This window comes from Nocardia vinacea NBRC 16497 (assembly GCF_000308835.1).
Classification (GTDB): domain Bacteria; phylum Actinomycetota; class Actinomycetes; order Mycobacteriales; family Mycobacteriaceae; genus Nocardia; species Nocardia vinacea.
The window spans coordinates 35542-57786 of the sequence record NZ_BAGN01000126.1 but is presented as its reverse complement, the minus strand read 5'-3'; the positions used below and the strand labels follow the sequence as shown (position 1 = coordinate 57786).

Here is a 22245-nt window from a genome sequence, read left to right as displayed (position 1 = left end):
GGATGTCTTCGACGATATGCTGCTGCACGTCGACGGCTGGCTGTGCGAGATCAAGGATGTGCAGATCCGCGACGGTTTGCACGTCCTCGGGCAGGCGCCGGCGGGGGAGACCGAACTCGACCTGGTCCTCGCCATGCTCCGCGCGCGCCAGCTCTGGGGTGGCGAATGGAATGTGCCGGGTCTGCGGGAGGCCTTGGGGCTGAACGAATCCGGTACCGAGGTGCGCGAACGGGTCGATGCGGTGGAGACCCAGGCGCGTGAGCTGCTGGCCGCACTGCAAGCCGCGGAGTGGTCCGTAGACGCCGTCGACGGACTTGTCGACTCACTGGACGCACCCGCCCCGACGTGTGCCGCGGTGCGAACCGTGCTGCGCTTCGCCGCGACCGAAGTCGTGCCCCGGCTGCGCCAGACCGGCATCGAAATCGACCGAATCCTGCACGCGCTCAACGGCGGTTTCATCCCCGCCGGGCCCAGTGGATCCCCATTGCGCGGCCTGATCAATGTCCTGCCGACCGGTCGGAATTTCTACTCGGTCGACCCGAAGGCGGTCCCGTCCCGACTGGCCTGGGAGACCGGGCAGGCCATGGCGGATTCCCTGCTCGATCGATACAAGGCCGATCACGGTGAGTACCCGCGTTCGGTTGGACTGTCGGTGTGGGGCACCTCCGCCATGCGCACCTCCGGCGACGATATCGCGGAAGTCCTCGCGCTGCTGGGCGTCCGCCCGGTCTGGGATGAGGCGAGCCGCCGGGTCACCACCCTGGAGGTGATATCGCTCGCGGAACTGGGCCGTCCGCGCATCGACGTCACGGTCCGCATCAGCGGCTTCTTCCGTGATGCGTTCCCGCATGTGCTCGCGCTGCTCGACGACGCAGTCCGTCTGGTCGCCGACCTCGACGAACCCGCCGAGTCGAATTACGTTCGCGCCCACGCCCAGAACGATCTCGCCGAACATGGCGACAAGCGCCGCGCCACCACCCGCATCTTCGGCTCCAAACCCGGCACCTACGGCGCAGGTCTGCTGCAACTGATCGACTCCAAGAGTTGGCGCACCGACGACGACCTCGCGCAGGTGTACACCGCATGGGGCGGCTTCGCCTACGGTCGCGACCTCGACGGCGCACCCGCCGCCGACGATATGCGCACCGCGTATCGGCGGATTACCGTGGCCGCCAAGAACACCGACACCCGCGAACACGATATCGCCGACTCCGACGACTACTTCCAGTACCACGGCGGCATGGTCGCCACCGTGCGCGCGCTGACCGGCAAGAATCCCGAGGCCTACATCGGCGACAGCACCCGGCCCGACGCCGTGCGCACCCGCACGCTCTCGGAGGAGACCTCGCGCGTCTTCCGCGCCCGAGTGGTGAATCCGCGCTGGCTCGAAGCGATGCGCCGCCACGGCTATAAGGGTGCGTTCGAAATGGCGGCCACCGTCGACTACCTCTTCGGCTACGACGCCACCACCAATGTCGTCGCCGACTGGATGTACGAAAAGCTCGCGGAGAGTTACGTTTTCGATGACGTGAACCGCAAGTTCATGGAGCAGTCCAACCCATGGGCGCTGCACGGCATTGCCGAGCGTCTGCTGGAGGCGGCGCAACGGGAGTTGTGGGAGCATCCGGAGCAGGCAACACTCGACCGACTGCGGCAGATCTACCTGGAGACCGAAGGCGAACTGGAATAGCTGGTAATGCAATACCCCAGTTCCTTGGGTATTTCGAATTATTTGATCTTGCAACGTATTTCGATTTCATGATTCCAGCGACGCCGAGTGTGTCGAGAGCGCATGATGATTGATGTCCGATGTCCGTTTCTCGGATACATCGATCGAATCGGCTGGATGATTGGAAATCGAAATGAAGATCAAAAAGTTGGTAGCGACAACGGTTTTGACCGTTGCCGCGACAGGCATCACCGCGGCCACCGCCTACGGCTCGCCCGAAGTATCGTCGGAAACAGTTCTCAACGGCGTGGATCACGGCGTCCAATACACCGCGGCGGTGGCGACGGACCGCTCCGATGCCACCATCACACTGGCCTCGGGCAAGTTCGTCCTGACGCCGGATGCCGGCATCACGGTGCTCGCACCCGACGGCTCCGTGGTCGCCACCGTGCCGACCACACTGCAGACGGTGGCGGGTCAGCAGGTGCAGGTCACGCCCGAAGTCGATGCCGCGGCAACGACATTGACATTGACGCCGGTCAACGCACCGGCACCGCAATCGGGTCCGGTGCAGTTCATCGGTGACGCGGGAACCACGGTCGCGGGTGTATTGATCGGATGCGCTGTCGGCGCGCTGATCGGGCTCCTGTTCTTTATCGTCGGATTCCTTCCCGGTTGTGTCATCGGAGGAATCATCGGCGGTATCGCAGGCGCCAATCAGTGACCAGGTAAATCGAGCTGTTCGACTAAGTCTCGAACGGGTACTCCCGGCCGGGCTTTCCGGAGAATTCGCCCGACCGGGGTTGCCGCTCATCGGAATTCAGGACATATCGCTTTTCAATTGTCGCCTGCGGCTTTCCGAAACCGTTCGGCGGTTGCGCGCAGCTGCGCGGATAGCTCCGGCGCGTCCAGGACTTCGAAATCGGCATCGAGCAGTCCGAGATACAACGTCAATGTATGTGGAGTGTCCGAACCGACCTGTATCACGCAGTGGTTCGGACCATCGGGTTCGACCGTGACGGCGGCGGGCAGCCGCGTACGCACGGCGGTAGCCGGGGCCGCCACCCGCACCCGGGCCCGGTAGCGCCATGTTGCCGCCCCGACGCCGCGCTGTATCCGTTCGGCCACTTCGGTTTCGGGAACACTGCGCGGGGTGAAGCGCGCGCCGTTCGGTGTCCGCGGCGTCATCCGGTCGACGCGAAAGGTGCGCCAGTCCGCACGCCCGATATCCCACGCCACCAGATACCAGCGGCCGTTCCAATGCGCGAGCCGATGCGGTTCCACCTCGCGCCGCGACGGTGGTCGTTGCTCGATTGCGTCGGAATGGGTTTCGTAATCGAACCGCAGCCGCTCGCTCGCCCGGATCGCCGCGGCGACGGCGGTGAGCACGCCCGCGTCCACATTCGACTGACCCGGATGCGGTACATGCACGGTGGCGGCGGTCAGCGCACGCACCCGATGCCGCAGCCGCGACGGCAGCACCTGTTCGAGCTTGGCCAGCGCCCGCACCGAGGTCTCCTCGATCCCGGTCACCGCCCCATTGGCCGCGGTCGCCAACCCCACCGCCACCGCCACGGCCTCCTCGTCATCCAAAAGCAATGGCGGCAGCGAAGATCCGGCCCCCAGCCGATACCCACCCGCAACCCCCGGCGTCGCATCCACCGGATACCCGAGCCTGCGCAACCGCTCGATATCCGTACGAATAGTCCGCGTCGAAACCCCGAGCCGCTCAGCCAACGCGGGCCCGGTCCAATCCCGATGCATCTGCAGCAACGACAACAACCGCAACAACCGCGCCGAAGTCTCCAACATCCCTCGATGATCCCAGCAATCGCGGAACAAAGCCTTCCGCGTTCGTGGAGTAGGCATCGATCGCCGTCGACGGACCCTGAAACCGGAGATTCCCGAATTGGGCACATGCGGCATCCCGCTGCGCGACGAGTTGGAGTTAGAGCGCGCTCGACCGAGTGCCCACCGGTGTGCAGCCGTTGCCGAGTCGCGGTACCGTCCGGCAACGTGAGACCGAGGTTTGGCATCGTCATCGCAGTTGCCGGGTTGGTTGTAGCCGCTTGCGGTGGTGTTACGGACGCGAATTCCGTACCGGCGAGCGCCAACCAATTCGTGCATCCGGGCGTGTTGGTCGACCAGGCGCAGCTCGAATTCGTTCGCGATCGGGTCAAGGCCGGCGCTGAGCCGTGGATCTCCGCGTCCCATGCGGTTGAGCAGAGTAAGTACGTGGATCTGTCCGCTGTACCCGTGCCGCGGCACGTCGTCGATTGCGGTTCGTACTCCAAGCCGGATAACGGCTGCAGCGACGAGATCCACGATGCTGTCTCGGCTTATACCGAGGCCCTTCTTTGGGCCTACACCGGCGACCCGCGCCGCGCGGACAAGGCCGTGGAGTTCATGGATGCCTGGTCGGCCACGATCCACGACCACACCAACAGCAACGCCCGAGTCCAAACGGCGTGGGCAGCCGAGATCTGGCCGAAGGCCGCCGAGATCGTCCGCCACACCAGCGACCGCTGGCCCGCCGACCATATCGCGCGGTTCTCGGACATGCTGCGCACCGTCTACCTACCCAAAATTGTCGACGGCGCACCGCGCGAAAACGGTAACTGGGAACTGTCCATGATCGACGGCGCCATGCAGAGCGCCGTATTCCTCGATGACAGGCACCTTTTCGAGCGAGCCGTCGCCATGTGGCGCAATCGAGTCCCCGCCTACATCTACTCGGCCAGCGACGGCCCCCTGCCGCTCGCACCACCCGGCGGCTTGCACGAGGGGCCCGACAAAATCACTCAATTCTGGTATGGACAAACGACTTTCGTCGACGGCCTGGCCCAGGAAACCTGCCGCGACCTGGCTCATACCCAATGGGGCCTCGGCGCCGCGATCGACGCCGCCGAAACCGCCCGCCATCAAGGCGTCGACCTATACGCCGCCGAACAACAACGCCTCACCGCCGCAATGGAATTCCACGCCCGCTACCTCACCGGCACTGCACCCCCGGACTGGTTGTGTGGCGGAAAACTGAATCGGATCACGTTCGAACCCACCTGGGATATGACCTTCAACCACTACCCCTCAGCCCTCGGCCTCGACCTCCCGGTGACCCGCCGACTACTCGACTCCCACCGCCCCACCGCAGTAGACCACTTCTTGGACTGGGAAACCCTCACCACCGCAGGCACCGAAAACCGTTGACACCGCGATTAACTCGCACCACCGGATGACAGACCCTTTCGCTATGCTCTGCGCATGCCCTTCAGCCGGGCATGCGGCCAAGTCGCCAGGGAGCCTTGGCAATCGGGGTGATCTCGACGTCCGATTGGCCGACGGCGGCGCGCTGATCGGCGAGTTTCGCTATCGCGGAATGGACACGATCAAACCCCGTGCGGTTGTATGACAGCCGTGATCCGGTTTCGATTCGGTCTGGTGCCTCTCGACGAGGTCACCCCATGGGGTGAGCGCAATGTGCTGCACTGGTTCGGCTTGGCAAACCTGGTTTCCTCGCGCGCTGAGCCGACGCATCTCCACGGACTGGGATGCCGTACGCGCCGGCGCCCGCATCATGGCCGGCCGAGGCATGGTGTGAATCGGAGGCTGTCGAGCTTCGAGCCCCTGGCGACCACCCGTGGCACGCGGTGGCCGTGCTCCCGAGACGCGGTCGTATGATCGAGTTCGTAACCAGCTCTACCCATCGACAGCAGCATATTTGCCACGCCGAACAAGAGGGCTCCCGCTTCCTCGCTCGAGCGTAATCCCGGATTCCGACTTGTCAGCCATGGCAATCAGGACACTTCGAGGGGACAGCATTATGCGTAGCGAAGGCGATACCTGGGACATTGTGAGCAGCGTCGGCATGACCGCGCTCGGCGTCGCGGCCGCTCGCGCTATCGAGACGAAACGGCCCGATGCTCTCGTCCATGACGAGTACGCCGCCCAGTTCGTGGTGGCATCCGGCGATTCGGATATGAACCGACTGATCAACGATCCGACGCTGTGGGCGCAGATCCCGTTCACCTCTGGATTCATCGGATATCGAAGTAGGTTCTTCGACGAATTCTTCCTGTCCATGGCGGCGGACGCAGTGACCCAGGCGGTGATTCTGGCTGCTGGGCTGGATGCCAGGGCCTACCGGCTGGATTGGCCGGCGGGCGCGGTTGTATTCGAGATCGACCAGCCCAAGGTGCTGGAGTTCAAACGTCAGGTGCTCACCGAATCCGGCGCCGTGCCGCGATCGGACCGGCGCGAGGTGGCCGTCGATCTGCGAGGCGACTGGCCCGCGGCGCTTGTCGAGGCGGGCTTCGATCCGAGCTCGCCCACCGCATGGTCGGCGGAAGGGCTGCTGCCATACCTGCCGGGCGCCGCACAGGATGCCTTGTTCGCACGGATCGGTCAGCTTTCGGTGCCCGGTAGCAAGGTGGCGGCGGAGACCGTCGGCAAGGGTGTCGATATCGCCCGCATCGCCGAGCAGGAGTCCGAACACTTGAAAGACACTCCGTTCGGCAAGGTCGACCTCGCGTCACTGTTCTACACCGACGAACGCACCGATCCGGCTGAATCGCTCGCCGCCCACGGCTGGACCACCTCATCCTTGCGCCTGCAGGAACTGGCCGAACGCTACAACCGTCCGATGGCATCGGTCGCGGAGCCACTGGCGGAAATGTTCGACAGCACGCGATATCTGACAGCTATCAAGCCATTCTGATTCGGCGGCGTCACCGCCTCCGGCCGCGTCCACATCTGTGAATTCGACCGGTTGCGAAGCGGCAGTTCATATTTGAACGATGCGATCTACCACGATCGCCGCCGGCGAACGGCCTACAGCTGGAGGTTCACCGAGCGGGTCTACGAGATCCGATACCTCGACAACTCGCCGCTGGTGGGGCTCACCGCCGGAAGAGAACGGACTGGGCATGGATGTATCCGACCCGTTTCGGCGAGCGACGAGCGGGCAGTGTCCGAGATCGACACGATCCCGCCCCGAAGCGTCATTTTCGGCGCATCCGGCTCTTTCCACATCGTGTCGCTGTAGATTTGCCGACGGTGGGATTTGGATTCAGCCTGGCTTGTCGACTAATACCGCGAACAATCCGTGGAGGTCAAGGTCGTGACTCGTCCGTTTCATCTTCGTTTCCTCGGCAGCAGGTTCAGCGGTTGGGCCGCTGTTATCGGTGCATTCGGCGTTGCACTCACGCTGATGCTGGCGACGACGGCCACCGCGGAACCGCTGTATCCGCAGCCCGATCCCGACCCGTTCTACGCCGCCCCGGCGGATCTGGGCGCGCACCAACCCGGTGACGTCCTCGACGTGCGGGCAATGCCGCCGGTGCCCCTCTTCCCCGGCGCCACCGTCACATTGGTCAAATTCCGGTCGACCGACTCGCACGGTGGGCCGATCGCGGCGACAACCACGATCCTCACCCCCTTCGGCCATCAGCCCGACGGGCCGCTGCTGTCGTATCAGCATTTCATCAACTCACTGGGCACCCGCTGCGCGGTATCGCACATGCTGTACAGCGGCGATGTGAATCTGTCGACGACGGCGTCGATGTTGAACGTCATGCTGCAGGAGGGGTGGAGTATCGCGATGCCGGATCATCTCGGACCGCAGTTCGCTCTCGGAGCGGCGCATTTGGGTGGCCACATCGTGTTGGACGGCATCCGAGCGGCGAAACGTCTGCCCGAACTCGCTGTGCAGCACAGCCCTGTCGCGATGGCGGGCTACTCCGGTGGCGGCTTGGCCACCTCATGGGCGGCAGTGCTGCAGCCGTCGTACGCGCCTGAGCTGCAGCTCGCGGGCGCGGCCATCGGTGGTGTCCCGGTGAATTTGGTGACGATGGCGCAGACGCTGGGCCTCGAGCCGCACCCGGCCTTCGGCCTGGCCATGGCGACCGCAATCGGTCTGGAGCGGGAGTATCCGGAGGAAATGCCGACCAGCTTATATCTGAACCCGCGTGGTATGGCGCTGCGTGACGCCATGGCCAATCGCTGCACCAATGAGATCCTCGTCATCGGAGCCAACGGCAGTGCGCGTGAGTTCGTCACCACCACTTCGGTCTTCGACAAGCCCGAAGCCCGGTCGGTGGTAGAGGACAACAGTCTGGAGATCTACCCCGGGGTGCCGGAAATTCCCATGTTCGAATGGCATTCGCCGAGCGACCCGCTGATTCCGGTCGATGCCATCAACATAACCAACCGCCGCTGGTGCAATGCCGGGGTGCAGCTGCAGACGCGGCTGGTGTCGGTGCCCGAGCATTTGTCCGCGGCGGTAGCGGGCGCTCCTGAGGTACTGGGGTGGCTCAACGGCCGCGTTCACGGAGAGCCCGCGCCTGTCGCCTGCTGATATCCGTATCAGATCCTGACGGGGCCTTGATCTTGATATCGACCGTTCATCCCGATCTTCGTGATGAGCCGCAGCACACCGGCGTGAGGCCGCGTGGATTGCCTCGACGGTTTCCTCGATGATCCAGGGGATGGCCAAGGCGAGGCTTCCTCGGGCCTGGGTGCCCCGGATGCGAGATTACTGAGCGCTTGCCGGGCCTTGTCCCGGGTCGGTGTCCTGGGTGCGGGGTTGTATTACTTGCGTGCAACGCCCGCGTAGGCGGACACTTGCGCGTCCATTTTCTTCGGGGGTGCGACACCGTCGAGGTGCCAGCGGTGCGGCACCTCTATACCTGGATCGACCAGCTCTAGTCCCTCGAAGAATCGCATGAATTCGTGTCGGCTTCGAACTTGGCATGGCAGGCCGCTGCGGCGGTAGATATCGACCACGGTAGCTATTGCCGTCGGATCGAAGTCTGGCGTGACGTGTGTCATCACTAGATACGAGCCAGGAACGAGCCTGTCCATCAGAGCATCGACTATTCCGTAGGGATCCTGCTCGTCGGGGACGAAATGCATAAGGGCGTTGAGACTGAGCGCGACCGGTTGGGTCAGGTCCAGTGTCTCGAGCAATCCCGGGGCGTTGAGAATCTTTTCGGGTGTAGTGACGTCGGCGGAGACGTAGTTGGTACGCCCGTCAGGTGAGCTGACCATCAATGCCCTGGCGTGGACGAGCACGATCGGATCGTTGTCGACGTAGACGACTCGCGCGTCAGGCGCGACCTGCTGGGCCACCTGATGCAGATTCGGCTCGGTCGGGATACCGGTTCCGATATCGAGGAATTGACGAATGCCCGCGTCTACGAGGAATCGTGTCACGCGGTGTGTGAAGGCCCTGTTCTGCTGCGCGGCCGCCCGCACTCCTGGCCAGATGGCCACGACCTGTTCAGCGGCTTTCTCGTCCGCGCTGTAATGGTCCTTGCCGCCGAGGTAGTAGTCATACATTCGGGCGGTGTGGGGCTGATTCTGCCGCAGGTCGACAGGAGAGCCGGGTTCCACGTCGGAGTCCTTTCGTGGTCGAGGTAACGTCAAGGTAGCGAGTGGGCGGTAGGTGGGCGTGTCGATTCAATCTCGTTGGGGGGGTGCATCTTGCGGCCCACTACAAGCGTGTGAACGCGCCGAGCACTTGTCGGCGGCGACGTCGGGTCGGCGAACAGGACTGGTCCCATGCTTGCCACGCTAGCCTATTCGGCACCTTTGATCTGGCCGCCGGTCCGCCCTACCGTCGGATCCGAGATCGCAAGCGTTGGACCGAGTTTCGAGCCTTCCCGCAGTCATTTGCGTCGGCGCTGGCCGGGCGAGAAGTTGTATGTGATCGTCGATTCCGAGTATCTTTGTGCGCCGCCACCAGCGCCTAGCACTCGCCGCGAGCTAAGGGCCGTACCTCTGTGTCACGCATGGGCCGTCTTACCCCCATCGATCACCAGTTGCGCACCGGTGAGGTACGGGTGCTCGTCGGACGCGAGAGTCAGTGCGAACGAGGCGATCTCCTGCGGGGTGGCGAGTCGTCCGAGACCGGGGATATTGGATTTGGCCCACTGCTTCATGAAGACCTGCCATGCGTCGTCGGGAATGGCTTCCATGCCGGCGGCGCGGCGGATCAGCTCGGTATCGGTGGTGCCGGGGATGAGGGTGTTCACGCGGATGCCGTCGGCGGCATAGTCGGGCGCCACCGACTGCACGAGTCCGGCCAGGCCGCGCTTGCTCGCGGTATAGGCACCACGGCCCGCGTCAGTGGCGATCGCATTGCTCGACGAGGTGACCACGATCGTCCCGCCACCAGCCCGAATGAGGTGCGGCACTTCGTATTTGATGGCCAGGAAGGTGCCACGCAGATTGGTGTGCACGACCCGGTCGAACTCTTCGGCGGAGTACTCGTGCAACTTCTTCTGAATGGTGATCCCGGCATTGTTGAACGCGACATTCAATCCACCGTAGGTCCGCACCGCGGCATCGACGAACCCGCGCACCTCATCCTCGATCAGCACATCGGCTCGAAAGTAGGTCGCCTCGCCACCGGCCGCCCGAATCTCCTGTTCCACAGCCTGCCCGCGATCAACTCGCCGGCCGCAGAACGCGACTCGTCCACCCTCGGCCGCGAATAATCGCGCCGCCGCCGCCCCGATCCCGGAAGTCGCCCCGGTGATCAACACCACCTTGTTCTCGAACCGCCGCAATCCGATGGGCTGAAACCGCGGCGGATTCGAATCCGCCCCCAGTGCAATGCCTCCGGCCAATCCGGCGGTCGCGCCGATCGCCAGCCCGGAGGCGGCCGCGATCCCAAGGATTCGGCGTCGGCTGGGGGCCGGTTTGTCGGGCCCAGGTTCGATCTCATCGTGCGTCATGGCTCTACCGTCGCTGTTACCGGACTTAGCCGAATCCGCCCGGAGGCCCACAATGCGGCCGCCGGGAGGATGGCCATCCACCACGGGATGGAGCCGGTCGGGGAGTTGCCTGAGGTCACCTACCGGTTGCCGACCGAGAATCGAAGCCAGAATGCAGTTCGTATGGCAGCGGCAGACCTGGCCTGAGGGAGGATGCTCTCCTCCAGGAGGAGGAGTCACGGCGAGTGGCTGCGGGGCATCATGGTTTGCGTGGCGGAATCGGCAGGTGTGACAAGGGGCATGGATTGGCTGCTCGATGTGCGCGCCTTGCCGGTTCGGATGGGTTTGCTGTTGGCAGCGGCAGTCGGCTGCCTGTTTTTGCTCTCGGATGCGCCGGAGCCCGTGGATTGGGTGATCGGCATGCTCGCGGTAGTCGCGACCGCGGGCGGCGTTAGATGGCCGTTCGCTACATCGCTGCTGGTGACCGGGCTGCTGGTGCTCGGCTTCGAGATCGGCGGTACCGGACCGCTGGTGCCCAAAGTGGGTGCGGCCATTGCGCTTATCGAACTCGCGGCGCGCTGTCGTGGATGGCAGCCGTGGGTGGCGGCGGGCGCATTGGGCGGGGCGTACCTGCTGCACCCGGCGGGGGAGGCCGCCGCGACCGGCTACCGGGCGCTCGTGATGGCGGGCGCGCCCATGCTGATCGGGAACCTGCTGCGCGCGGCGCGTGAGGGTGCGGATCGAGCCAGGCGGGAGGCGGGGGAGATCTCGCAGCGGCGTGAGGCCGATATCGCGGCCGCGCGGGCGTTGGAGCGGACCGCCATCGCCAGGGAGTTGCACGATCTGATCGCCCATCACGTCTCATCGACGGTGCTGCGCGTCGGGGTGGCCCGGCATGCGGTGCCGGATGCGCCGCCAGTGGTGCGCGAAGTACTCGACGACATTCATGCCAGCGGCACCGAAACCCTCGCCGATCTGCGGTTGCTCGTATCGGTGCTGCGGGATCCGGCGATGGCGGGCGAATCCTTCATCGCACCGACGGATCTGCCCGCCGCGGTTACTGCCGTGGCGGAACGAGCGCGGCAGCTGGGTTGCTTCGTGGAGGTGAAGATCGAGGATGCTGTCACCGACGTAGACGCGTTGCGGGCGTTGACATTGCTGCGATTGGCCCAGGAGGGCGTCGCGAATGTCGTGCAGCACGCGGGTTCGGGCGCGGCGGCGTGGCTGACCATCACGGCGCGTAAGGATCGGACCGTCGAATTTATGTTGTGCGATAACGGAATACGGTCCGCAACCGGATCCGGACATGGCCTCGGGCTGATCGGATTGCGTGAGCGGGTCGAGCTGCTCGGCGGTGAGTTCGTCGCCGGACCAGGCGATTCCGGATGGCGGCTCGACGCGTCCCTGCCGCCGGCGATTCGAGTGGCCTCGTGATAATCCGGGAAAGCGTGCGGCCATGACCATTCGTGTGCTGATCGTCGACGACCAGCAACTGGTCCGTGCGGGCCTGCGCATGCTCTGCGAAACCGATGCCGAACTCGAAGTGGTAGGGCAGGCAGCCAACGGCGGCGAGGCCGTGCGGCTTGCCGAACGGACAACTCCCGATGTCGTGCTGATGGATCTGCGCATGCCGGGCATGGACGGAATCCGTGCCACCGAACGGATTCTCGCGACCAGGCCGTCGATCCGCGTCGTTGTACTGACCACCTTCGACGATGACGACCACCTGTACCCGGCGCTCGCCGCGGGCGCATGTGGGTTCCTCGTCAAGGACGCTTCGCCCACCGATCTGCTCGACGGCATCCGCCGTGCCGCCGCAGGAGAGTCGCCCTTCGCGCAGAGCGTGCTGCGGCGATTGGTGGATTCAGCGGTGTCCGCACAGAAGAGCGCAACGACCGAGCGCGTTGTGCCGCAAGGACTTACCCAACGTGAAGCCGAAGTGCTTGCGCTGGTGGCGGCGGGCCTGTCGAACGCGGAGATCGCCGACCGTCTGCACCTCGGCGTCACCACCGTCAAAACCCACATCGGCAATCTGATGACGAAAACCGGTGCCACCAACAGGGTTCGACTCGCGGTCCTCGGCGCGACGAACGGGCATTGAAGCCGACTCGGTGCGGATACTGCGCCGCATAGCGCGCGCGTTCGAGGTACTGGCGGCCGAGGGACAGGCACCGCCGTCGCGGTCCCGCGCGGTGCGTAGCCACCGTTCGGTGCTCGTCGTCACCGTGCCCGGCTGGATGCGCCCGGATGTTCGGGTGGATAGCTGTGTTGCCGGGTATGGGGCCCGGTGCGGGGCGGGGTCGCCTGCAGGCGGTGCATCTCGATGTTCGTGTGACCGGTCGCGGTGCACCGCACACCCTCCGGCTGGCCCTCGCCGGAGGCGGATGCGTCGCGAGTAGCTAGATAGATATTTATATATGCGCATCAAATTATGTGAGTCGATCGCCGAGGTCAAGGTGCTATGCGCTCGCGAATCTCGACGAAGTCGGAAGAATCTTGATATTGCGGAAGCAAGTCTTCCGCAATGGGGTCGAGAGTGGTTCTCATGACGAACACAGCGACCATCCGCCCCTTCCGGATCGACATTCCGCAGGCCGAGCTCGACGAATTGCGCACGCGGCTCGCGAGCGCGCGGTTGCCCCATCCGGTGCCCGGCACGGAATCCGATTGGGGGCGTGGCATTGCGCCCGATTACCTGCGGGAGCTGGCCGAGTATTGGCGGGACGGGTTCGATTGGCGGGCGCAGGAGGCGAAGCTCAATGCGTATGACCAGTTCACGACCGAGATCGACGGGCAGATCATCCATTTCTTCCATGTCCGGTCGCCCGAGCCGGATGCGGTTCCGCTGCTGATCACGCACGGGTACCCGAGTTCGGTCGTCGAGTTCCTCGAGCTGATCGGGCCGTTGACCGATCCGCGTGCGCACGGTGGGGATCCGGCGGACGCGTTCCATGTCGTAATACCGTCGCTGCCGGGTTTCGGGTTCTCCACGCCGCTCGCATCGACCGGATGGGAGTTGGCGCGTACCACCGAGGCTTTCGCCGAACTCATGGCTCGGCTCGGCTACGAGAAGTTCGTCGCTCAGGGCGGTGATATCGGTGCGGGTGTGACGGGGCGCCTGGCCGCCACGCATCCGGAGCGGATCATCGCGACGCATGTGAACAGCGACCGGGGCTCACTCGGTCTGGTGGGCGAGCAGCTGCCGATGCCCGACGGTTTGACCGAGGACGAACTCGCCGCCATCGAGGCCGCGCGGGCTCGGTGGAACCAGCAGAAGGGCTACCTGGTCCTGCAGTCCACCCAGCCCAATGCCATTGCCGCCGCGCTGACCGATTCGCCGATCGCGCAACTGGCGTGGATCGCGGAGAAGTTCCAGGTCTGGACCGATCCGTCCCGCGCAACCGGCGAGGCGGTGGACCGCGACCTGCTGCTGACCAATATCAGCATCTACTGGTTCTCTCGCAGTGGCGCTTCGGCCGCGCAATTCCTCTGGGAGACAGCGCATTCCGGTATGGACTGGGTCGCGCCGTCGGGTGTGCCGCAGGGGTGGGCGGTATTCAATACCGATCCACTGATGCGTCGGGTGATGAATCCGGACGGGTATATCGAGCACTTCAGCGAGTACGCCGAGGGTGGTCATTTCGCTGCGCTGGAGCAGCCGCAACTCCTCGTGGACGATATCCGTACGTTCTTCCGTACCTATCGCGGCTGATCAGCTGTAATGGGGCGGGCGTCGGCTCGCCCCATTACGTCGTCATGCGTACGCGCGAGTCTGTCCGCATACGGATGTCGCGGCCGTCGCCCCGACCTACCGTTCAGGTATGACTTGGAACGAAGTGAGCACGAGCAGTTTCGCCCTGCTGACCACCTACAAGAAGGACGGCACGCCCGTCGGCGCCCCCGTATGGGTGGCTCCGGACGGTGAGCGGATCGTGGTGTGGACCAATTCGAAGACCTGGAAGGTCAAGCGGATTCGCCGCAATCCGGCGGTGACCCTGCAGATATGCGACGGTCGTGGCCGCCCGAAGAACGAGGAGAAGGTCGCGGGCAAGGCCGAGTTGCTGGATGCCGCGGGAACGCAGCGGGTGCGCGATCTCGTCTCGCGCAAATACGGGATCATCGGCACTGTGCTGATCCGTCTGCACAAGCTGTTCAAGGGCGCGGACGGATCCGTCGGGATCGCGATTACACCGGCGTAGGTCAGGCCGATTCCGCGAGCGCCGCCGAGCGCCAGGTATCGGCGAGTTCCTGCAGCGGAATCTCCAGGGCCGCCGCCAGCGATACGATCGTGCCGAATGCGGGCGTCGGCAGCCGTCCGGTCTCGATCTTGCGCAGCGTCTCCGGTGAAATTCCGGCGGCCTGGGCGATCCGAGCCGGGTCGCGGTCGGCGCGTGCGGCCCGCAGCCGGGCTCCGAGACGGCGACCGGCCTCGACCTGTGCGGGAGTCAGCGGAAGTCGGACCATGCGTCCACACTATGGACGGTATTTAAATACCGCAAGCTCAACCGTCGTACTTCACCCGGAACGGTCCGCCGATACTGTTGAACAGCAGATCCCCATTCGGAAAGAACTGGACCAGCGCGTAGGCACCGTTACCGAGATTGCTCTGCCCGAAGATGGTGCGGTGCACCGTCGTTCCGGACTTCCAGTCCAGGCCGGTCACCTCCCATCCGTTGGTCTTGGTGTAGCCGTTGACGAAAACCACGCCGGATTTGCTGCTCTCGGTGGGCACCATGCTGGTAGAGACGACATCGGCGCGCGACCACACCGATGACCAGCTGTGGTTGACCGGATCCCATTGGAACCGCTCGATACCCGACGGCGGCGCGAAAACCGGACCGCCCGCGAGCACATCGACGAGCCGGTCGGGTGCACCCTGCGGCCGGGCATTGTTGACCACGAATGCGCCGTAGCCGTCCACGACGACCGACTGCTCGCTCTGGATGAATTCGGGCTGCGGAGTCAGGCCGGCCGTCACCTGGATCTGGTCGGCGATCCGATTGGATTTGGTGCCCGGCCTCGGTTGGAACCCGTCGGGGATGGCGTCGCGCCAGAATGCGACCAGTTTCATCCGGTCGGCGCCGTCGGTGAGCACCACGAGCCGGTCGTCCTTGCCGTATCCCATCAGCGTGGGTGTCGATCCGGTGCCGATGCCGAACTTCACCGCGGGCGGCTGCTGTCCGAAATCGTAGGGTGATGCCCAAGCGCCGTCGTCGGCGGCGGTAGAGAGTTTGGATCCGGTCCAGACGACCTTGCGCATGATCTTGTCCGATGCGGCGTAGATCCCGCCCTTGTCATCCACGGCCATCGCATTGGAGACCACCTCGTCGGCGCCGAAATGGACCTGCTGCGGTTCGCCCTGCAGGCTGCGGTCGATGATCGACAGCCCACGGGTGCTGAGCACGGCCAATTTGCCGTCATAGGTCATATTCAGACCGACGATGGACTCGGGTTGACCGCCGAGGCCGGGGCCGCTGCCGAGCCAGGGTTTGAAGTCGAGGGTGCGCAGAACCCGTACGCCCGCTTCTGGATTGTTCGCATTCGTCAAGCCGAACACGACGATCTGCGCGTTCTGCGTGACGTAGTAGACCCGATTGTCCTTGTCCGCCAGGCTGTAGACGCCATTGGCGATGCGCGTCCAATCGACGCCCCAGTCGTTGTGCACGGCGGCCTCCACCTGACCCGGGTCGGTGAAGTTCTGGTCGAGCACGTGGTCCAACGGTTGCGACGGTATCGGTGTCACGCCCGGTGCGTCCGCACGCGCGATCTCGTGGAACATGCCGTTGCCGACCTGGACATAGACCACGCCCTGGGTGGAGGAGACCCACATGTGGTCCGGATCAGTGGCGGCGAGCGTCATGATGTTGACCGGTCCCGAGGTGATGCGCTGCTGCTGCTTCGGGTCGATATGGAACTCGCCCTGCGGCGTTTGGTACGGGAAGGTGTCGGACTGGCCAGGATCGATATGGGTGAGCCCATAGGTCGCGGCGGCGAGGTAGGGATTGCGTGCGGGGCCTGCGGCGGTGCCCGACTGGTTCTCGTCCTTCGCCGAATCGCCGCCGCAGGCGGGGATGGCAAGGGTCGCGGCCAGCGCGACGGCGACGACGAGTGCCTTGCGGCGGGGGCTCATCGCTTGCTCCTCTACGTTCGCTATCGGGGAGTCGATCGGGCGGAACGCATGCCGCTCGGAGCGGCGAACAACCAAACAAACCAATGCTTTTTCGCGTTCGCGAACATAACACATCGCCTGGTCACGCGGGGTGATTGGTATTTTTATACCGGTCGCCGCTATGCTTGGTATTAAAATACCGAGGTGGAGGTTTGGGCATGGTGGAGTTGAAGTCGCCGGGAGAGATCGAACGCATGCGGGTGGCGGGGCGCTTCGTCGCCGAGATCCTGGCGGAACTGCGCACGCTGGCCCGGGTCGGGGTGAATCTGCTGGAGCTGGAAGAGCATGTGCGGCAGCGTATTCGGGAGCGCGGCGCGGTGTCGTGCTATTGGGACTATGCGCCGTCGTTCGGGCGTGGTCCGTTCCGCAATACGGTCTGCCTCTCGGTGAACGATGCTGTCCTGCACGGACTTCCGTTCGATTATGCGCTGCGCGACGGTGATGTGTTGAGTATGGATCTGGCGTTGGGCATCGACGGGTGGGTCGCCGATTCGGCCACCAGCATGATCGTCGGCGCCGCAGATGTGGAGGATCTACGGCTGATCAAGGCCACCGAGGACGCGCTGGCGGCTGCGATCGCGGTTGCGTTGCCGGGCAACCGGATCGGCGATATCTCCGCCGCCATCGCGGCGGTCGCGCGGGCGAACGGCTACCCGGTGAATACCGAATTCGGCGGGCACGGACTCGGGCGGACGATGCACGAGGATCCGCATGTGCCGAATGCGGGACGCGCCGGTCGCGGATATCCGCTGCGACCAGGCTTGACCATTGCGATCGAGCCCTGGTTCGCGCGCACGACCGACCAGATCTACACGGATCCGGATGGTTGGACGCTCCGCTCGGCGGATGGCTCGCGGACCGCACACTCCGAACATACGGTCGCGATCACCGCGGATGGGCCGCGGGTGTTGACCGCCGCCGCATAGCCTGTCTCAATCCGTTTCGGAGAGCCAATCCGCGAGATCGGCGGCGGCGCGCAGCTCGGCCGCGACGCTCGCGCGTTCGGCTTCCGAAAGTGGTATACCCCTGAGTTCGGCGCGCACCTTCTCGGCTCGCTCGGAATCGCCGGTGGCGACGGCCAATTCGGTCAGTGCCGCAAGTGCCCGAGCCCTATCGACGGCCGAGGCTTCCACGCCGTAGCGACGGAGACCGACCTCGAGCACCCGGATCGCGGTCGCATCGTCATTCTTGAAATCGCGCAGGATGCGGACATTGTCCAAAACCCGTGCCAGGCTGTCGAGTTCGCGGGAGCCGCCGTAATCGACATCCTCGGGCTCGTCGCGCTGGATGTAGATGATGGTATTGCCCACGGGGTCGACCACGCTGAATCGGCTTTGACCGGACCGGAATCGGGTGATGCGTGGGCAACCCTTTGCGGGGACCTTCCCGTAGCGGGTGCGCAGCGCCGCGGTGAATGCGCCGTGTCGCTCGGCGACGTCGTCGAGCATGATCAGGCAGCCGACCTGTTCGGTGGGGAGTTCGGTGCCCGGCGGTGCGGCGGCGAAATGGACAGCACAGCCATTGGCCTCGATCGCGCCGTAGGCGTATGGCCGGGTCTGCTCGTGGGTCACCGCGTAGCCCAGTGCTCGATAGAAGTCGAGGGTGTCCTTCAGATCGCCGCTCCACAACACCGGAACCGCCGTATCGCTTGTCATCGCCCTGCCTCGCCGCCAGTAATCAATTTTGACTACCCGAGGTTAAGGTGGCGAAATCTCGGAAGTCAAATTTGAGTAGTATGGCCGTTTCGAGAGAAGGGAAGCTTGGATGTCGGCTGTGCGCTTGCTCGTCCTCGGCGTGATGCGGTTGCGTCAGCCCACCTACGGCTACGCCGTGCGTCGCGAACTGCTGTCCTGGCGTGCCGAAACCTGGACCAATGTGAAGCCCGGGTCGATCTATCACGCGCTGAAACAACTGACGCACGAAGGGAAATTGAGCGCGTTCGGCACCCAGGGCAGTACCCAGGGGCCGGGGCGGACCCTGTTCGAACTGACCGAGGCGGGGGAGGCCGAGTTCCGCAAGCTCATGGACGAGGCGCTGGTGAGTGTCGATATGGAAGAGCTCGGCGCGGGTATCGCGTTCATGGATGCGCTGCCGCGCGCGCACGTCATCGAGAAGTTGCGCGAACAACGCCGCAATGCCGCGGCGGTTCGTGACGATCTGATCGCCATGATCCCGACCTTCCCCGGCCGGTACGAACCGCCGCATGCGACCGATCTACTCGAGCTGTGGAGCGGCGTGTTCGACAACCTGTCGAACTGGACCGGCGGCGTTCTCGAGCGCCTGGAGGCGGGTGAATACCGGATGTCGGACTGATGGCAGGGCGCACCCGCCGGTCCGATGGCGGATAGGCTGCCCGCATGACGAACACACTGGGTGCGGTCGGCAAGGCCGACTACGTGCTGCTGACGACCTTCCGCAAGGACGGCACACCGGTTGGCACCGCCGTCTGGGCCGCCGAGGACAACGGCAAGCTGTATGTGTGGACCGAAACCAACAGCTGGAAGGTCAAGCGGCTGCGTAACAACCCCGCCGTCACCCTGCAGCCGTGCAACCCGTCGGGTAAGCCGCGCGGTGACGTCATCGAAGGCACCGGCCGGGTGCTCGATGCCGCCGATACCGAACGGGTGCGCAAGCTGATCAAGAAGAAGTACTGGCTCCTCGGCCCGATTCTGGTGACCGCGAGCAGTATTCGCCGCGGCAAGTCCGGCACGATCGGCCTCGAGATCACCCCGACCGCATAGTCAGGTCGCCTGGCTCACCGAGGACATGTGGAAGTCCGGAATTCGCAAGGACGGCATGGCGGTTCGGGTGAACCAGTCCTTCCATTCGCGGGGCAGCGTGGTCTCGGTGGCACCGGCTTCGGTGGTGCGGCGCAGCAGGTCGATAGGGCTTTCGTTGAAGCGGAAGTTATTGACCGCCGCGGTGACTTCGCCGTTTTCGACCAGGTAGACGCCGTCGCGGGTGAGGCCGGTGAGCAGCAAGGTCGCGGGGTCGACCTCGCGGATGTACCAGAGCGTGGTCAGCAGTAGGCCGCGCTCGGTGTTCGCGATCATCGCGTCGATACTCGCGCTCGATCCGCCGGTCAGCAGTAGGTTGTCACCGGGAACCGTGGTGGGAGCGTCGAATTCGGCGGCGGTGGCACGCGGGTAGACCAGCGATTCGATGACCCCATCGCGCAGCCAGTCCACGCGCCGGGCCGGCAGGCCGTTGTCGAAGACCGACACCGATTCCGACGACGACGAGGTCGCCACGAACGGACGATATTCGAGTCCGCCCGCGCTCGGATCGGAGTAGAGCGTCAGTGGAATATCGCTGAGCCGCTCACCGATTCGGGTGCCGCCCGCCTTCGCGAAGGCACTGTGCCCTTCGTGTGCGCCCCGGCCCTCCATGGACCAGGCCAGGTAGATCATCAGGTCCGCGACCGCGGAGGGCGGCAGCAGGGTTTCGTAGCGACCCGCGGGCAGCTCGACCCGGCGCTTGGACCAATCCAGCCGCCGCGACAATTCGGTGAGCAGTCCGGGTACGTCGACGTCGGTGAAGTCCGCGGTGCCGACACCGACCCACGCACTCGCGAGATCCGCACCCTCGCCGCGCTTTCCATTGATCTCCACCGAACCGGTGGGCTGCACGAAGCGGCGGCGGATACCGGTCGAGGTGCCCAGCCAAGTCGTATGCATCTGGTGGTAGGCGAAACCGTAGAGCCGATCCGTGCCGTCGAATCCGCCCGCCAAGTCGCGTGCGAGGTCGGTGAAGACCTCGATCCCCGTGCTGCCCGGTGCGGACGCCCAGTCACTTCCGGCATCCGGCAGACCATCCGAATCCGGATTCAGCAGTGGCATCGCATCCTTGGCCGGTTCGGCGGTGCGGGCCGCCGCCTCGCTGGCGCGGACCACCGCCTCGATCTCGGCCGGATCGACGCTGGTGGAGCTGAGGCTACCGACGCGCGCGGAGTTCGGGCCGTCGCGGAAGATCGAAATGACCGCCCACTCCCGGGAAATCGAGGAGCCATTGGTGGTCATCGAGTTGCCCGCCCAACGCAGCGACGCCTCGTGCGCATCGGTGACGATGACCATCGCCTCGTCCGCATGCGAGAGCGCCAGCGCCTGCTCGACGACCGCACCCGCGGGGATCATCACCTCGATCACTGACCTGCCTCCGTCCGGGTGTTGAGAATGTTGATGCCGCGCACCAGGATCGAAGGGCAGCCGTGGCTGACCGCGGCGACCTGGCCGGGTTGCGCCTTACCACAGTTGAACGCGCCGCCGAGGCGCCAGGTGGACGGTCCGCCGACCGCCTCCATCGCACCCCAGAAGTCGGTGGTGGTGGCCTGATAGGCGACATCGCGCAGCTGGCCGTCGAGTCGGCCGTCGCGAATGCGGAAGAACCGCTGACCGGTGAACTGGAAGTTGTAGCGCTGCATATCGATCGACCACGACTTGTCGCCGACGATATAGATGCCGTTCTCGACCCGGGCGATGAGTTCGGCGGTACTGGTGTCGTTTTCGCGATCCGGTTGCAGCGAGACATTGGCCATGCGCTGGATCGGCACATGGTGCGGTGAGTCCGCGTAGGAACAGCCGTTGGAGCGTTGCAGCCCCAGACGCGGGGCGAAGACCCGGTCGAGTTGATAGCCGACCAGTACGCCGTCGCGCACCAGATCCCAGCGCTGTCCGGCGACGCCCTCGTCGTCGTAGCCGACCGAGGCCAGCCCGTGCACCTCGGTGCGGTCACCGGTGACGTGCATGATCGGCGTTCCGTACTTCAGCGTGCCGAGCTTGTCCGGGGTTGCGAACGAGGTACCCGCATAGGCGGATTCGTAGCCGATGGCGCGGTCGTATTCGGTGGCGTGACCGATGGATTCGTGGATGGTCAGCCACAGGTTGGTCGGGTCGATCACCAGGTCGGTGGGTCCCGCGTCGACGCTGGGCGCCTTCACCTTCTCGGCCAGCCATCCCGGGATCTGCGCGAGTTCCTCGCTCCAGTCCCAGATTCCGTCCGCGCCGGTGACGTACTCCCAGCCGCGGCCGGCCGGTGCGGCGAGGGTGCGCATGGTCTCGAAGACACCCGCCGCCGCGTCCACGGTGATCGCCTCCAGTTGCGGGTGCAGGCGCACGCGCTGCTGAGTGATCGCGGAGCCCGCGGTGTCGGCGTAGAAGGTCTGCTCCTTGACCTGCAGCACCGAGGCGGTGACGTGATCGACGCCGTCGGCGGCGGACAGGCGGCCCGAATAGTCCTGTAGCACAGCGACCTTGTCAGCGGTCGGCACCGTGAACGGGTCCAGGTCGTAGGCCGAAACCCAATGCACATTGTCGTATCGCGGCTCGTCGGCGAGTTCGACGCGCTCACGATTGAGCGCGCGCAGGGTTGTCGCCACCGTGACCGCCCGCCGCGCCACCTCGGCCGCGGTCTCGGGAGTGAGCGCGGCATGCGAGGCGAAACCCCAGGTGCCGTCGACGATCACGCGCACGGCGAAGCCGAGATCGGTGGCATTGCTGATCGCCTCGACCCGGCCGTCACGCAGCCGGATCGACTGGGTGACCAACCGATGCACCCGCAGATCGGCATGCTGCGCGCCCGCCGCCCGTGCCGCCGACAGTGCGGCGTCGGCGAGCGCGTGCAGTGGTAACGCAAGGAACTCGGCGTCCACATCTTTGGAAGTCGCGATGCTCACCCGACCAAACTAGCCGGTCGGG

The 22245-nt window shown here is 65.0% G+C and carries 20 protein-coding genes; 12 read left to right on the top strand and 8 right to left on the bottom strand.

Annotation, left to right across the window (positions count from 1 at the left end; all coding sequences use genetic code 11):
* Together ON44_RS17755 and ON44_RS17750 are read left to right on the top strand one after the other, a co-directional pair.
* A partial coding sequence (locus ON44_RS17755) for a cobaltochelatase subunit CobN (protein ID WP_040691421.1) occupies positions 1–1690 on the top strand: 1690 nt, incomplete at its 5' end.
* A gap of 172 nt (positions 1691–1862) precedes the next feature.
* Positions 1863–2393: a DUF8020 domain-containing protein gene (locus ON44_RS17750; RefSeq protein ID WP_040691437.1), complete on the top strand. Its 531-nt coding sequence runs from the start codon at positions 1863–1865 to the stop codon at positions 2391–2393.
* Positions 2394–2506: 113 nt separating this feature from the next.
* Here the strand turns inward: ON44_RS17750 and ON44_RS17745 are convergent, their stop codons facing one another.
* Positions 2507–3481, bottom strand: a complete 975-nt coding sequence (locus ON44_RS17745) for a helix-turn-helix transcriptional regulator (protein WP_040691419.1) — start codon at positions 3479–3481, stop codon at positions 2507–2509.
* A 204-nt stretch (positions 3482–3685) separates the two neighbouring features.
* Between ON44_RS17745 and ON44_RS17740 the strand changes: the two genes are divergently transcribed.
* The 3 genes from ON44_RS17740 to ON44_RS17725 all read left to right on the top strand — a co-directional run bounded on the left by ON44_RS17740 (position 3686) and on the right by ON44_RS17725 (position 8021).
* Positions 3686–4876: an alginate lyase family protein gene (locus tag ON44_RS17740; protein ID WP_040691418.1), complete on the top strand. Its 1191-nt coding sequence runs from the start codon at positions 3686–3688 to the stop codon at positions 4874–4876.
* 613 nt (positions 4877–5489) lie between these two features.
* On the top strand, positions 5490–6383 hold the full coding sequence (locus tag ON44_RS17735) for a class I SAM-dependent methyltransferase (protein ID WP_040691417.1): 894 nt from the start codon (positions 5490–5492) through the stop codon (positions 6381–6383).
* A 492-nt stretch (positions 6384–6875) separates the two neighbouring features.
* Complete coding sequence (locus ON44_RS17725; RefSeq protein ID WP_083897951.1) at positions 6876–8021, top strand: lipase family protein; 1146 nt, start codon at positions 6876–6878, stop codon at positions 8019–8021.
* A gap of 233 nt (positions 8022–8254) precedes the next feature.
* Here ON44_RS17725 and ON44_RS17720 read toward each other — a convergent pair whose 3' ends face one another.
* Together ON44_RS17720 and ON44_RS17715 are read right to left on the bottom strand one after the other, a co-directional pair.
* The gene (locus ON44_RS17720) at positions 8255–9058 is read right to left on the bottom strand and encodes an SAM-dependent methyltransferase (RefSeq protein WP_040691412.1); all 804 of its coding nucleotides are present in this window, start codon (positions 9056–9058) and stop codon (positions 8255–8257) included.
* Positions 9059–9450: 392 nt separating this feature from the next.
* Complete coding sequence (locus ON44_RS17715; RefSeq protein ID WP_051182137.1) at positions 9451–10404, bottom strand: SDR family NAD(P)-dependent oxidoreductase; 954 nt, start codon at positions 10402–10404, stop codon at positions 9451–9453.
* A gap of 249 nt (positions 10405–10653) precedes the next feature.
* Between ON44_RS17715 and ON44_RS17705 the strand changes: the two genes are divergently transcribed.
* From ON44_RS17705 to ON44_RS17690, 4 genes are all read left to right on the top strand, one after another.
* Entirely contained in the window at positions 10654–11817 is a 1164-nt protein-coding gene (locus ON44_RS17705) for a sensor histidine kinase (protein ID WP_245567208.1), read from the top strand.
* Between the two features lie 22 nt (positions 11818–11839).
* Positions 11840–12484 (top strand): response regulator transcription factor, encoded by a 645-nt coding sequence (locus ON44_RS17700; protein WP_040691407.1) that lies wholly within the window; start codon positions 11840–11842, stop codon positions 12482–12484.
* 444 nt (positions 12485–12928) lie between these two features.
* Positions 12929–14095, top strand: coding sequence for an epoxide hydrolase family protein (locus tag ON44_RS17695; protein ID WP_040691406.1), 1167 nt, complete (start codon positions 12929–12931; stop codon positions 14093–14095).
* 109 nt (positions 14096–14204) lie between these two features.
* Positions 14205–14582 carry a PPOX class F420-dependent oxidoreductase gene (locus tag ON44_RS17690; protein ID WP_040691404.1) on the top strand — a complete coding sequence of 126 codons (378 nt, stop codon included), beginning with the start codon at positions 14205–14207 and terminating at the stop codon, positions 14580–14582.
* A gap of 1 nt (position 14583) precedes the next feature.
* Here ON44_RS17690 and ON44_RS17685 read toward each other — a convergent pair whose 3' ends face one another.
* Entirely contained in the window at positions 14584–14847 is a 264-nt protein-coding gene (locus ON44_RS17685; protein ID WP_040691402.1) for a helix-turn-helix domain-containing protein, read from the bottom strand.
* A 37-nt stretch (positions 14848–14884) separates the two neighbouring features.
* Positions 14885–16513: a hypothetical protein gene (locus tag ON44_RS17680; RefSeq protein ID WP_040691401.1), complete on the bottom strand. Its 1629-nt coding sequence runs from the start codon at positions 16511–16513 to the stop codon at positions 14885–14887.
* A 197-nt stretch (positions 16514–16710) separates the two neighbouring features.
* Between ON44_RS17680 and map the strand changes: the two genes are divergently transcribed.
* Positions 16711–17478: a type I methionyl aminopeptidase gene (gene map / locus ON44_RS17675; RefSeq protein ID WP_040691399.1), complete on the top strand. Its 768-nt coding sequence runs from the start codon at positions 16711–16713 to the stop codon at positions 17476–17478.
* A 6-nt stretch (positions 17479–17484) separates the two neighbouring features.
* On the opposite strand, the gene ON44_RS17670 is transcribed toward map, so the two are convergent.
* Positions 17485–18207, bottom strand: coding sequence for a DUF8817 family protein (locus ON44_RS17670; RefSeq protein ID WP_040691398.1), 723 nt, complete (start codon positions 18205–18207; stop codon positions 17485–17487).
* A 109-nt stretch (positions 18208–18316) separates the two neighbouring features.
* Here ON44_RS17670 and ON44_RS17665 point away from each other — a divergent pair, with 109 nt between their 5' ends.
* Together ON44_RS17665 and ON44_RS17660 are read left to right on the top strand one after the other, a co-directional pair.
* Positions 18317–18865, top strand: a complete 549-nt coding sequence (locus ON44_RS17665) for a PadR family transcriptional regulator (protein ID WP_040691397.1) — start codon at positions 18317–18319, stop codon at positions 18863–18865.
* Positions 18866–18909: 44 nt separating this feature from the next.
* Positions 18910–19293, top strand: a complete 384-nt coding sequence (locus ON44_RS17660; RefSeq protein ID WP_040691395.1) for a PPOX class F420-dependent oxidoreductase — start codon at positions 18910–18912, stop codon at positions 19291–19293.
* Here the strand turns inward: ON44_RS17660 and ON44_RS17655 are convergent, their stop codons facing one another.
* Positions 19294–20685 carry a metallopeptidase TldD-related protein gene (locus ON44_RS17655; RefSeq protein ID WP_040691433.1) on the bottom strand — a complete coding sequence of 464 codons (1392 nt, stop codon included), beginning with the start codon at positions 20683–20685 and terminating at the stop codon, positions 19294–19296.
* A gap of 8 nt (positions 20686–20693) precedes the next feature.
* On the bottom strand, positions 20694–22223 hold the full coding sequence (locus ON44_RS17650; RefSeq protein ID WP_040691393.1) for a TldD/PmbA family protein: 1530 nt from the start codon (positions 22221–22223) through the stop codon (positions 20694–20696).
* Positions 22224–22245 lie beyond the last annotated feature (22 nt).